The sequence below is a fragment of the Arthrobacter halodurans genome (assembly GCF_041877255.1).
In the GTDB taxonomy this organism is placed as follows: domain Bacteria; phylum Actinomycetota; class Actinomycetes; order Actinomycetales; family Micrococcaceae; genus Arthrobacter_N; species Arthrobacter_N halodurans.
In genome coordinates, this window is the sequence record NZ_JBHDLJ010000015.1 from 66,047 (window position 1) to 78,369 (window position 12,323).

Below are 12,323 nucleotides of genomic sequence, written 5' to 3' on the forward strand. Positions count from 1 at the left end.
CCGTCCTCGATGTTCTCACGCCGGGCGGCCGGGGGAGGAGCCCCGCCCGCACCGGCCCGCGGTGTGAGGTTCGGCACATCGGTCCGGCGGATCCCACGCCACCCGGTACATCGCCGATTTGATGGCCCGAGGCAACGGTTACAGTGTGAGGTGTCCCGGCGACCGGCCCCCGACACGCGGAATCCTCCCCAGCGGTGGACCCGCGCCGCCGCCACCCCGGGGAACCTTCCACCACCACGACGTTTTGGAGAACCACCCATGAAGACCACGCCCGCGCTCGGCGCCGTCGCCGCCATCGCAGCCCTCGCCCTCGCCGGATGCGGCGCCGCAGAGCCCGCCGCCGAGTCCCCAGCCGCCTCCGCGTCCGCCGAGGCCCGCGTCCCGGAGACGAACGAGCAGATGAAGGACGAGTCCGCCCGGGGCATGGCCGCCACCACCTACTACTACTTCGACGCCGTGAACTACGCGCTGAAGACCGGCGAGACCGACCTGATGCTTTCCGTCGCGGCGGACTGCGCCGAGTGCGAGGCCGCGGCCGCGGACATCTCGGCGGTCTACGCCGACGGCGGGCGGATCGAGGGCGGCCAGCCGAAGGCGCAGAACGTCCTGCCGCTGGGCGAGGTCGACGCGCAGGGCGGGCTCACCGCCGTCGTGCCGCTGATGAGCGACGCGAAGACCGTCTTCGCCCAGGACGGAACCGTCGTCGAGGAGACCGCCTGGGATTCCGAGGGTACGATCTTCACCGCGCAGGGCGTGTTCGAGGACGGCGCCTGGAAGATCGTCTCCCTCGAGGAGACCCCGGACGCCGAGCTCCCCGAGTAGCGGCGCCCCCGCGGCCGTTCCTCCGCCCGGCGGCGCCCGACCGGCGCCGCCGGGCGCTGTCACGCAGGGCCCGGGTCCGGTCCCGACAGGCGTCCGCGCGCCGCACTCGGGTAAGTTTGTCCTGTTGCGATCACATCAGATGTGAAGATTCCGTAGACCTTTCAGGGAGATGCCTCACCCATGGCCAAGATTATCTATACCCACACCGATGAAGCGCCCATGCTGGCGACCTATTCGTTCCTGCCGATCGTGGAGGCGTTCGCGTCGACCGCCGGCGTGGAAGTGGAGACCCGCGACATCTCGCTGGCTGGCCGCATCATCGCCGTGTTCGGCGACTTCCTGACCGAGGACCAGCGCGTCGGCGACGCGCTGGCCGAACTGGGCGACCTGGCGAAGAAGCCGGAGGCCAACATCATCAAGCTGCCGAACATCAGCGCGTCGATCCCGCAGCTGAAGGCGGCCATCGCGGAACTCCAGGGCCAGGGCTACGCCCTCCCGGACTACCCGGACAACCCCTCCTCCGACGAGGAGACGGACATCCGCGCTCGGTACGACAAGATCAAGGGCTCCGCCGTGAACCCGGTCCTCCGCGAGGGCAACTCCGACCGCCGCGCGCCGCTGTCGGTGAAGAACTACGCCCGCCAGAACCCGCACTCCATGGGCGCGTGGAGCGCGGACTGCAAGACCAACGTCGCGACCATGGGTGACGACGACTTCCGCGCCAACGAGAAGTCCGTGGTCCTCCCGGCCGACGACACGCTCTCCATCCAGCTGGTCCGCGAGGACGGCACGGTCAAGGTCCTGAAGAAGGCGCTCCCCGTCCAGGCCCACGAGGTCATCGACGGCACCGTCCTGCGCGCCGCGGCCCTGGACGGGTTCCTCGCCGCCCAGGTCACCCGGGCCAAGGAGGAGGGCGTCCTCTTCTCTGCGCACCTCAAGGCCACCATGATGAAGGTCTCCGATCCGATCATCTTCGGGCACGTCGTCAAGGCCTACTTCTCCGAGCTGTTCGACCAGTACGGCGACAACCTGGCCGCGGCCGGTCTCAGCCCGAACAACGGTCTCGCCGCGATCCTCGGCGGGCTCGAGGAGCTGTCCGCCGACGTCCGCGAGGGCGTGCAGGCGGCCATCAAGAAGGGCCTCGACGAGGGCCCGGCACTGGCCATGGTCGACTCGGACAAGGGCATCACCAGCCTCCACGTGCCGTCGGACATCATCGTCGACGCCTCCATGCCCGCGATGATCCGCTCCTCCGGCCACATGTGGGGCCCGGACGGCCGCGAGGCCGACACGCTCGCGGTGCTCCCCGACAGCTCGTACGCCGGCATCTACCAGGTCGTCATCGACGACTGCCGCGCCCACGGCGCCTTCGACCCGACCACCATGGGCACCGTCCCGAACGTCGGGCTCATGGCCCAGGCCGCCGAGGAATACGGCAGCCACGACAAGACGTTCGAGATCCAGTCCGCGGGCACGGTCCAGGTCCTGGACCGTGCCGGCAACGTGCTGATCGAGCACCAGGTCGCGCCCGGGGACATCTGGCGCGCCTGCCAGACCAAGGACGTCCCGATCCGCGACTGGGTCAAGCTGGCCGTCACCCGGTCCCGCGCCTCCGGCATGCCGGCCGTGTTCTGGCTGGACAAGGGCCGCGCGCACGACGCGAACCTCATCGCGAAGGTCGAGGAGTACCTCAAGGAGCACGACACCGAGGGTCTGCGGATCGAGATCATGAGCCCCGAGGAGGCGACGGCCTTCACGCTGGAGCGCCTGCGCCGCGGCGAGGACACGATCTCCGTCTCCGGCAACGTGCTGCGCGACTACCTCACCGACCTCTTCCCCATCCTGGAGCTCGGGACCAGCGCCAAGATGCTCTCCGTGGTGCCGCTGATCCACGGCGGCGGCCTCTTCGAGACCGGCGCGGGCGGATCCGCCCCGAAGCACGTGCAGCAGCTGCTCTCGGAGAACCACCTCCGCTGGGACAGCCTCGGCGAGTTCCTCGCCCTCGCCGTGAGCTTCGAGCACCTGGCCACCAGCACGGGCAACGCCCGCGCGCAGGTCCTCGCGGACACGCTCGACCGCGCCACCGGCACGTTCCTGCTGGAGGACAAGTCCCCCAAGCGCAAGGTCGGCGAGCTCGACAACCGCGGCAGCCACTTCTACCTGGCGCAGTACTGGGCCAAGGAACTCGCGGGCCAGACCGAGGACGCCGAGCTGGCCCGGGCCTTCGCCGCCGTCGCCGGGGAGCTGACGTCGAACGAGGAGGCCATCGTGGGCGAGCTGCTCGCCGTCCAGGGCTCGCCCGTCGACCTCGGGGGCTACTACCGTCCCGACGGGGCCAAGGTCGAGGCCGTCATGCGCCCCTCGGCCACGCTGAACCGGGTCGTGTCGACCCTGGGCTAGTTCCCGGGCCCACCGGCACCGCACGACGACGGCGCGTCGCCCCCCTTCGGTGGCGCGCCGTCGTCGTGCGCGGGACTCAGGCGGGGGAGGGGAACCCCGCGGCGAGGAGGCGGCGCGTGTAGGCGTGCCGCGGGGCCGAGAAGACCCGCTCGGTGGCCCCGTGCTCCACGATCCTGCCCGCCCGCATCACGGCGACGTCGTCGCTGACGTGGCGGATGACCGCGAGGTCGTGGGAGATGAACAGGTAGCTCAGGCCGAGCCGCCCCTGCAGGTCGTCCAGCAGGTCCAGGATCTGCGCCTGGACGGACACGTCGAGAGCGGAAACGGGCTCGTCGCACACCAGGACCGACGGCCCGGGCGCCAGGGCTCGGGCGATGGCGACGCGTTGGCGCTGGCCGCCGGAGAGGGTGCGCGGTTGCCGCCCGGCGAGGGCCGGCTCCAGCCCGACCAGGCCCAGCAGCCGATGGACGCCTTCGGGGTGCGCGCGCGCCCGCGAGGTCTTCCCGGCGCTCAGCGCGTCGACGAGGAGCGCCCCGACCGTGAGGCGCGGGTCGAACGATCCGAGCGCGTCCTGGTAGACGGCGCCGAGCCGGGGCCGCGCGGGCCGGCGCGCGGACTCGGGCAGGGAGCTCCAGGGCCCGCCGAAGAGCCGGACCTCCCCGGCGTCCGGCGCCGCGAGGCCCAACACCAGGCGGGCGGTGGTCGACTTGCCGGAGCCGGACTCGCCGACCAGGCCGAGCGTCCGTCCCGGCATCAGGGTGAAGGACACGTCGGAGACCGCGTCGAACGGCGCGCCATCCGCGCCGACAAAGGTCTTGCGCAGCGAGACGGCCTCCACGGACGGTGCCGGCGCGGACGGTGCCGGTCCCGCCCCGGTCGTTTCCGCGACCGCGGTGGCTCCCGCCCCATCGCCGGGAATCGTCAGGCGCGTTCCGCGGGGCTTGCCGGACGGGACCGCGCGGAGCAGCATCCGCGTGTAGTCGTGCCGCGGGGCGGTCAGCACCTGGCGGGCGGTGCCCTGTTCGACGATGCGCCCGTCCCGCATGACCGCGATCCGGTCGGCCACGGAGCCAACGACCGACAGATCGTGGCTGATGAGGAGCATGGCCGAGCCCCGCCGCCGGAGGTCGGCCAGGAGCCCCAGGACCTGGGCCTGGATGGTGGCGTCCAGCGCCGTCGTCGGTTCGTCGGCGATGAGCAGCGGAGGATCGAGGGCGATCGCCGAGGCGATCAGCGCACGCTGCCGCATGCCGCCCGAGAGCTGGTCCGGGCGCCGGCCGGCCACCGACGCGTCCAGGCCGACCGAGGCCAGCAGCCCGCGCACGCGCGCCGCCCGTTCCCGGCCGCGCAACCGCGTGTGCAGGCGCAGGGAGTCCTCGATCTCGCGGCCGACGGTGCGCAGCGGGTCGAGGGAGACGAGCGCGTCCTGCAGGACCAGCCCGACCTGCGACCCGCGGATCCCGCGCCAGCGCCGGTCGCCGGCCGGCAACAGCAGGTCCCGGTCCGCGAGCCGGAGGGCGTCCGCCGTCACGGTGGTGCGTTCGGCCGCCCGGTGGCGCCCGGTCAGTCCGATCAGCGTCCGCGCGGTGACGGACTTGCCCGAGCCGGATTCGCCGACCAGCGCCAGGCACTCGCCGGGGGCGAGCGCGAAGGACACGCCGTCCACGACCCGCGTGCCGCCGAACGCGACGCTCAGGTTCCGGACGCTCAGCAGCGCCTCCGGATCCGCCGCGCCGCCCGCGGGACCCGTCGCAGCGGACGACGCCGGGGCGCGCGTGGCGGCGTCCCGGGGCCTCACGCGCCCACCGTCCGGCGCTGCAGCGACCGCCCCAGCACCGTGCTGGCGGCCGCGACCAGCACAATCGCGAGTCCGGGGAAGACGGTCAGCCACCACGCGATGCCCAGGTAGATGCGTCCGGCGGAGAGCATGGCGCCCCATTCCGGCGCCGGTGGCGGCGCGCCCAGGCCCAGGAAGCTCAGCGCGGACGCCCAGACGACGGCCTGGCCGAGGCCGAGCGTCGCCAGCACCAGCACCGGCCCCAGCGCGTTCGGCAGCAGGTGGCGCAGGAGGATCCGCGCGGGGGAGCGGCCCAGCACGACGGCGGCCTCGATCATGCCCGAGGTCCGCAGCGCGGCGACTTGCGCCCTGACGATCCTCGCGTAGCCCGGCGCGGTGCCGAGGCCGACCGCGACCACGGCCGTGCCCACCCCGGGGCCGGCGAACGCGATGAACACGAGGGCCAGCAGCAGCCCCGGCAGCGAGAAGAGCACCTCGAGGATCCGGCCGATGCCGAAGTCGAGCCGGCGGCCCGTCGGGCCGCCGCCGGCGCCGAGCCCGGCGGGGACCCCCAGCAGCAGCGCGAGGCCCAGCCCGATGCCGGTGGCCGCGGCCCCGATCAGCAGCGACTCGCGCGCGCCGTGGACGACCCGCGAGTAGGTGTCGCGGCCGGATTCGTCGGTGCCCAGCCAGTGGTCCGCGGACGGCGGCCGGAACGCGGCGGAGGGGTCGATCGCCAGCGGGTCGAAGGGCGCCAGCAGGTGCGGGACGAGGGCCGCGAGGAGCAGCAGGAGCAGGACGGCGGCGGATCCCGCCGTCGCCGCCGCCGCGCCGCCGAGCCGCCTCACGCGGCACGCAGCCGGGGGTCGACCAGGCGTTCGGCGAGCTCGGAGGCCGCCATCACGAGGACGTAGGCGAGCGCGGAGACGAGCGCGACGCCCGTGACCAGCGGGACGTCCCGCAGCGTGACCGCGCTTAGCAGGCTGCGGCCCAGGCCGGGGCGGGCGAAGACCGACTCGACCACCACGGCCCCGCCGACCAGCGACCCGAGGGCCCAGCCGGAGAGCGAGATGCCCGGGAGGGCCGCGTGCCGCAGCCCGTGCCGGACGAGCACGCCGGCCTCGCCCTCGCCGCGGGCCCGCGCCGAGAGCGCGAACGGGGAGGCCATCGCGGTCAGCATCGACTCGCGCATGAGCTGGCCGAGGAAGCCCGCGAGGGGCAGAGTCAGCGTCAGGACCGGCATGACCAGGCCGGCCGGGCTGTTGGTGCTGACCGGGGGGAGCCACTGCAGGGCGTTGGAGAAGACCAGGACCAGCACGCTGGCCAGCCAGAAGTGCGGCACGGCGGCGGCCGCGATCTCCAGGCCCGACGCGACGGCCCCGGCGGCGCGGCCGCCCACCGTGGACCAGACGGCCATCCCGAGGGCAAGGCACCAGGCGAGGGCCCAGGCCAACAGCGCGAGCAGCAGGGTGCCGGGGAGCTGCTCGGCCAGCAGCTCCGCCACGGGAACCCGCAGGGAATAGCTCGTCCCGAGGTCGCCCTGGGCGAGGCGGCCGAGCTGCGTCAGGTACTGGACGGCCAGCGGCTCGTCGAGCCCGTAGTCGCGGCGGGCGGCCGCCAGCGCCTCGGGGGAGGCCTGCGACCCGGGGCCGCCGAGGATGGCCTCGGCGGGGTCCCCGGGGATGAGGCGGATCGCGAGGAAGATCAGCGTCGCGACGGCCCACAGCACGAAGACGGCACCCGCGGCCTTGGCCGCCAGCCAGCGCACCGGTGCCGGCAGGGCGAGCCGGCGGACGGTGGACGGCCCGGCGGGTGCCGCGGGCAGCCCGGGGCGGGCGTCGTCGTCGTTCCGCGGGTCGGCTGGCATCGGTGGGCGTTCGGCTAGTTGGAGAGCCAGGCGCCGTGGAAGGTGGGACTGGCGACCGAGGTGGTGGCGCCGACGCCGTTCAGCCGCGACCCGTACAGGAAGTGGTTCTGCTGGTCGTAGAGCGGCAGGACGTAGTGGCCCTCCAGCACCAGGCGCTGCGCCTGGTCGTACAGCGCCTCCCGCCGCGCCTGGTCGGTGGTCTCGCCGGCCTCCGTGAGGAGCGCGTCCAGCTCCGGGTCGGTGACCTGGCTGTGGTTGGCGAAGTATCCGGACGGCGCCGGCTGCGTGCTGTCCGAGTGGAACAGGATGCGCAGGACGTCCGGACCCACCTTGGTGTACGGCGCGCTGACCAGGTCGTATTCGTTCTCGGCGAGGGCGCCGTACCAGCTGGAGAGGTCGAGCAGCCCCAGCTTCACCTCGAAGCCGGTGGCCTTGGCCGTCGCCTGCAGCTGCTGGAACAGGGACTGCTCCGCCGGAACCGACTGGTTCGTGCTCACCGGGAAGGCCAGCGTGAGGCGCCGGCCGTCCTTGGTGCGGTATCCCTCGGGGTCCCGCTGATCCCAGCCGGCCTCGTCCAGCAGCCGCGCCGCGGACTCCGGGTCGTGGCCGAACGGCGCGGCGTCGGAGTATCCGAGCGGCTCGACGCTGGACAGGGCCGAATGGGACCGCTCGGCGGTGCCGAAGTACAGGGACTGGACGGCGGAATCGACGTCGACGGAGCGGATGAAGGCCTCGCGCACCCGCGCGTCGTCGAACGGCGCCTTCGAGGAGTTCAGCTCGATCCGGTTGGAGGCGCCCGGGCGCGGCGCGTCGAGGTGGCGGATGGTGTCCGACCCGGCGGCGGAGGCGATGGCGTCCGGCTGCGCGTTGTCGATGATGTCGGCGGTGCCGGCCTGCAGGGCCGCGAAGCGCGTGGCGGCCTCGGGGATGAACGTCCAGGTGATGCCGTCCAGGTGGGCCGGGCCCGCGTGGGACGCTCCCTCCACGGGCACGGTGTAGTCCTCGTTCCGCACGAGTTCGACCGACTCCTGCTTGGTCCACCGCTCGACCTTGAACGGGCCGGTCCCCACCGGGGCCGCGCAGTTCTCCTCCTGGGTGCGCGCGAGGGCCTCGGCCGACTCCATGGCGACCCACGGCATGGACAGGGACTCCAGGAGGGCGCTGTCCGGGGCGCTGAGCCGCAGCGTGAGGGTCCGCGGGTCCTCGACCGTGGTCTCCGCGACCTTCCCCAGGGCGAGGTAGCCCGTGGAGGAGGCCGTGTCCGGGTCCTGCAGGTGCTCGATGTTGGCCTGGACGGCGGCGGCGTCGAACGGCGTGCCGTCCGTGAACTCGATGCCGTCGCGCAGCGTCAGGGTCCACGTGAGGCCGTCCGCGGAGGGCTCGGCGGATTCGGCGAGCCAGGGTACGATGCGCCCGGCGTCGTCCTTGGCGAACAGCGTCTCGAGGAACTGCCCGGCGAGCAGCGCCTGGGGGTAGTTGCCGCCCACATGCGGATCCAGGCAGGTCGGCTCGGCGTCTCCCGAGGCGTAGACCAGGGTCCCGCCGGCGACGGGCTCGGCGTCGGCCGCGGTCTGCGGACCCGGGCCGGCGCTGCAGCCGGACAGCAGCAGGGCCGCCGAGAGGACGCCGGCGGCGGACGCGGCGGCGCGCGCGGGACGGACGGGGATCAACATGGTGGCGATTCCTGACGTGCTGGTGCGGGCCCGGGCGGGCGGGGTCGGAACGGGACCGCGGGCCGGGACATGGGTGCGACCAGCCTAGTCCAGCCGGGTCCCGGGCGCTGTTGCGTGGGTCATGGGCGTGGGTCATGGGCGTGGGTGGCGGGCCCGGGGCCCCCGCGGGGGGCCGGGCCCGCTTTCGCCGCGTCACAATTCACCGCGCCGACGCGTCGTTTGACAAGGTGTCTGGCATGTCATCCTCACTCGCAACCACCACCCGGGATTCCGCGGAGGAACGCAGCGCCCGCGTGGCCGTGACCGTGTTCCCGCTCCTGATCCTCGCGGGCGGCGCGCTGGCGCTGTTCCTTCCCGCCCCCTTCCTCGGCTGGTCGGCGTTCATCACCCCCGCCCTCATGGTCATCATGTTCGGCATGGGGCTCACCCTGACGCTGCCCGACTTCGCCCTCGTCGTCCGGCGGCCGCTGCCCGTCCTGCTCGGCGTCGTCGCCCAGTACGCGATCATGCCGCTGCTGGGGCTCGGCATCTCGATGGCGCTGCAGCTGCCGCCCGCGCTGGCCGCCGGGGTCATCCTGGTCGGCTGCGCGCCCGGCGGCACGGCCTCGAACGTGGTGACGTACCTGGCCAGGGGCGATGTGGCGCTCTCCGTCACCATGACCAGCGTCTCGACACTGATCGCGCCGGTCCTCACGCCGCTGCTGACGCTCTGGCTGGCCGGGCAGTACATGCCCGTCGACGCCGGCTCGATGGCGCGGAGCATCGTGCAGATCGTCCTGGTTCCGGTCGTCCTCGGGCTCGCCGCCCGGTACCTGATCCCGTCGGTGGTGAACCGGGTGCTGCCGGCCCTGCCGTGGGTCTCGGTGCTGGCGATCACCTTCGTCGTCGTCGCCGTGGTCGCCGGGAGCGCCGCCGCGATCTTCAGCGCGGGCCTGCTGATCCTGGTGGCCGTCATCGCCCACAACGCCGGCGGCTACCTGCTCGGCTACGGGACCGCCAAGCTGTTCGGGCTGCCGATCCCGTCGCGCCGAACGATGGCCGTGGAGGTCGGCATGCAGAACTCCGGCCTCGCGGCGGGCCTGGCCGGGCAGTACTTCAGCCCCGAAGCCGCGCTCCCCGGCGCCGTCTTCTCCGTCTGGCACAACGTCTCCGGCGCCGTCATGGCGGCGATCTGGCGGCGGGGCGGCGCGACGTAGGACCCTCCCACGCACGACGGCGGGCGGCCACCCCAGGGTGACCGCCCGCCGTCGTGTCCGGCCGAGGCGCCTCGTCGGCGTGGCGCCCCGGCCACCGGGTATTGTCCGGCTGCGGCGTGGATCCGACTACTGGGTGATGGGGCCCAGCACCGGGTCGTCCTCGTAGGCCGTCTTGACGTTCTCCTCGGTCACGATGACCGGCTCGAGCAGGTAGGCCGGAACGACCTTGACGCCGTTGTCGTAGGACTCCTCGTCGTTGACCTCGGGCGCCTGGCCCGCCTGCAGGTCCGTGACCATGGTGATCGCGTGCTCGACGAGCGCGCGGGTGTCCTTGTTGATGGTCGAGTACTGCTCGCCGGCCATGATGGACTTCACGGACTCGACCTCGGAGTCCTGACCCGTCACGACGGGGGTCTCCTTGCCGGCGGCCTTCACGGAGGTCAGCGCGGCCCGGGCCAGCGTGTCGTTCGGCGACAGGATGCCGTGAAGCTCCTCCGAGGAGTACGTGCCGGTCAGGAGGGTGTCCATGCGCTTCTGGGCGTTCTCGGCCTTCCAGCCCTGCGTCACGACCTGCTCGAAGGTGTCCTGCCCGGACAGGACCTTCAGGGTGCCGTCGTCGATCTTGGGCTGGAGGATCGACATGGCGCCGTCGAAGAACACCTTGGCGTTGGCGTCGTCGGGGGATCCGGCCATGAGCTCGATGTTGTACGGTCCGTCGCCCTTCCGCTCCGCGAGTCCGGCCAGCAGGGCCTCGCCCTGGAGCTCGCCGACGCGGAAGTTGTCGTACGCGACGTAGTAGTCGGCGTCCGCGGTGTTCAGCAGGAGGCGGTCGTACGCGATGATCGTGGCCCCGGAGTCCTTGGCCATCTTGAGCTGCGTGCCGAGCTGGGCGCCGTCGATGGCGCCGACGATGATGACCTTGGCGCCGTTGGTGACCATGGCGCTGATCTGGTTCTGCTGCTCGGAGACGCCACCGTTGGCGAACTGGACGTCCGGCTCGAATCCGGCCTCCGACAGGCCCTCGTTGAACAGGCTCTCCGCCAGGACCCAGTTCTCGCTGGTCTTCTGCGGCAGCGCGACGCCGATCGTCGCGCCCTGGTCGAATCCGGCCGCGGCCGTCTCGGTCCCGTCCGCGGTCCCGGTGCCGGTGTCCTCGCGGCCGCAGGCGGTGAGCGCCAACGCCGCGATGGCGGCGACGGCTGCCGCCTTTCGTGCTTTTCCTATGATGCGCATTGCGTGTTCGCTTTCTGTGGTGAGGGTTGGAGATCTGGGGGTGGCCTGCGGGCGGCGCGCTACGCGCCCCGGGTGATGACTTCCGACGTCGGCGTCGTCTCGTCGGGCTTGTTGGTGCCGCCGTTGCTGCCGAAGAGGCGCGTCAGCAGCCCGCTGATGGACGGCTTGCCCTGGGACTTGTTGTAGATGTCGAAGGCCACTGCCACGAGCAGCACGAGGCCCTTGATGATCTGCGTGGCGTCGGCGCCGATGCCCATGAGCTGCAGGCCGTTGTTCAGGACCGCCATGACCAGGCCGCCGATGATGGAGCCGATCACGGTGCCGACGCCGCCGGTGACGGCCGCGCCGCCGATGAAGACGGCCGCGATGGCGTCGAGCTCCCAGCCGATGCCGTCGAACGGCCCGGAGGCGGTGGAGCGGCCGACGAAGATCATGCCCGCGAGGCCGGCGAGGATCGACATGTTCATCATGACGAGGAAGTTCACCCGGCGGGAGCGGACGCCGGAGAGTTCGGCCGCGTGGCGGTTGCCGCCGACGGCGTAGACGTGGCGCCCGACGATGGTGCGCGAGGCGACGAAGCCGTAGACCAGCACGAGCACGGCGAGGATCAGGCCCGGGACCGGGAACGAGGTCCCCGGGCGGCCCGTCGCGAACAGGTACGTGGCGTAGAGGATGGCACCGCTGATGAGGGTCAGCTTGGTCGCGGTCACCCACAGCTCCGGGACCTCGGCCCCGAGCTTCTTGGCCTTGGAGCGGGAGCGGAGCGAGCCGACGACGACGAACGCCACCGCGAGCAGGCCCAGGAGCAGCGTCAGGTTGTTGTAGCCGGTGTTCGGGCCGATCTCCGGGAGGTAGCCCGAGCCGATGTACTGGAAGTCCTGCGGCACCGGGATGGTGTTGGACTTGCCCACGAGCTGGTTGAGCCCGCGGAAGATCAGCATGCCCGCCAGCGTGACGATGAACGCGGGGATGCCCACGTAGGCCGTCCAGAACCCCTGCCAGATGCCGATCAGTGCGCCGAGCGCCAACCCGAAGAGGATCGCGACATACCATTCCAGGCCCCAGTCGCGCATGGCCAGCGCCACGGAGACGCCCACGAACGCGGCGACCGAGCCCACGGAGAGGTCGATGTGCCCGGCGATGATCACCAGCACCATGCCGATGGCGAGGATCAGGATGTACGCGTTGCCGTTGAAGAGGTTGATGACGTTGCCGGGCGTCAGCGTCCTGCCGCCGGTTTGCCACTGGAAGAAGAGGATCAGTGCCACGAGGGCGAAGATCATGCCGAATTGGCGGGTGTTGCCGCCAAAGAGCTTCTTGATCGCGTTCATTGTTTCCGTCCTAGCGTCTGATGT

General features: G+C 72.2%; 9 protein-coding genes. 3 read left to right on the forward strand and 6 right to left on the reverse strand.

Annotated elements, in window-relative coordinates:
• Nucleotides 1–258: 258 nt before the first annotated feature.
• The gene (locus ACETWP_RS15020; RefSeq protein WP_373973077.1) at nt 259–822 is read left to right on the forward strand and encodes a DUF6318 family protein; all 564 of its coding nucleotides are present in this window, start codon (nt 259–261) and stop codon (nt 820–822) included.
• Nucleotides 823–1,002: 180 nt separating this feature from the next.
• The gene (locus ACETWP_RS15025) at nt 1,003–3,222 is read left to right on the forward strand and encodes an NADP-dependent isocitrate dehydrogenase (RefSeq protein ID WP_373973078.1); all 2,220 of its coding nucleotides are present in this window, start codon (nt 1,003–1,005) and stop codon (nt 3,220–3,222) included.
• Nucleotides 3,223–3,298: 76 nt separating this feature from the next.
• Here ACETWP_RS15025 and ACETWP_RS15030 read toward each other — a convergent pair whose 3' ends face one another.
• From ACETWP_RS15030 to ACETWP_RS15045, 4 genes are read right to left on the reverse strand one after another with little or no spacing between them, the layout of a single operon-like run.
• Nucleotides 3,299–5,020 carry a dipeptide ABC transporter ATP-binding protein gene (locus ACETWP_RS15030; RefSeq protein WP_373973079.1) on the reverse strand — a complete coding sequence of 574 codons (1,722 nt, stop codon included), beginning with the start codon at nt 5,018–5,020 and terminating at the stop codon, nt 3,299–3,301.
• Nucleotides 5,017–5,847 (reverse strand): ABC transporter permease, encoded by an 831-nt coding sequence (locus ACETWP_RS15035; protein ID WP_373973080.1) that lies wholly within the window; start codon nt 5,845–5,847, stop codon nt 5,017–5,019. The genes ACETWP_RS15030 and ACETWP_RS15035 overlap by 4 nt, the downstream gene beginning before the upstream one ends.
• Nucleotides 5,844–6,866, reverse strand: coding sequence for an ABC transporter permease (locus tag ACETWP_RS15040; RefSeq protein ID WP_373973081.1), 1,023 nt, complete (start codon nt 6,864–6,866; stop codon nt 5,844–5,846). The genes ACETWP_RS15035 and ACETWP_RS15040 overlap by 4 nt, the downstream gene beginning before the upstream one ends.
• A 14-nt stretch (nt 6,867–6,880) precedes the next feature.
• Nucleotides 6,881–8,539 (reverse strand): ABC transporter substrate-binding protein, encoded by a 1,659-nt coding sequence (locus ACETWP_RS15045; RefSeq protein ID WP_373973082.1) that lies wholly within the window; start codon nt 8,537–8,539, stop codon nt 6,881–6,883.
• A 236-nt stretch (nt 8,540–8,775) separates the two neighbouring features.
• Here ACETWP_RS15045 and ACETWP_RS15050 point away from each other — a divergent pair, with 236 nt between their 5' ends.
• Nucleotides 8,776–9,735 carry a bile acid:sodium symporter family protein gene (locus tag ACETWP_RS15050; protein WP_373973083.1) on the forward strand — a complete coding sequence of 320 codons (960 nt, stop codon included), beginning with the start codon at nt 8,776–8,778 and terminating at the stop codon, nt 9,733–9,735.
• Between the two features lie 126 nt (nt 9,736–9,861).
• Here the strand turns inward: ACETWP_RS15050 and ACETWP_RS15055 are convergent, their stop codons facing one another.
• Both ACETWP_RS15055 and mmsB read right to left on the reverse strand, forming a co-directional pair.
• Nucleotides 9,862–10,968: a substrate-binding domain-containing protein gene (locus tag ACETWP_RS15055; protein ID WP_373973084.1), complete on the reverse strand. Its 1,107-nt coding sequence runs from the start codon at nt 10,966–10,968 to the stop codon at nt 9,862–9,864.
• 59 nt (nt 10,969–11,027) lie between these two features.
• Nucleotides 11,028–12,299 carry a multiple monosaccharide ABC transporter permease gene (gene mmsB / locus ACETWP_RS15060; protein WP_373973085.1) on the reverse strand — a complete coding sequence of 424 codons (1,272 nt, stop codon included), beginning with the start codon at nt 12,297–12,299 and terminating at the stop codon, nt 11,028–11,030.
• Nucleotides 12,300–12,323: the final 24 nt, after the last annotated feature.

Excerpts from the sequence above, each read along its gene's own strand:
- ACETWP_RS15020 (WP_373973077.1), top strand. The coding sequence starts at position 259 with ATGAAGACCACGCCCGCGCTCGGCGCCGTCGCCGCCATCGCAGCCCTC.
- ACETWP_RS15025 (WP_373973078.1), top strand. The coding sequence starts at position 1,003 with ATGGCCAAGATTATCTATACCCACACCGATGAAGCGCCCATGCTGGCG.
- ACETWP_RS15040 (WP_373973081.1), bottom strand. The coding sequence starts at position 6,866 with ATGCCAGCCGACCCGCGGAACGACGACGACGCCCGCCCCGGGCTGCCC.
- ACETWP_RS15045 (WP_373973082.1), bottom strand. The coding sequence starts at position 8,539 with ATGTTGATCCCCGTCCGTCCCGCGCGCGCCGCCGCGTCCGCCGCCGGC.
- ACETWP_RS15050 (WP_373973083.1), top strand. The coding sequence starts at position 8,776 with ATGTCATCCTCACTCGCAACCACCACCCGGGATTCCGCGGAGGAACGC.
- ACETWP_RS15055 (WP_373973084.1), bottom strand. The coding sequence starts at position 10,968 with ATGCGCATCATAGGAAAAGCACGAAAGGCGGCAGCCGTCGCCGCCATC.
- mmsB (WP_373973085.1), bottom strand. The coding sequence starts at position 12,299 with ATGAACGCGATCAAGAAGCTCTTTGGCGGCAACACCCGCCAATTCGGC.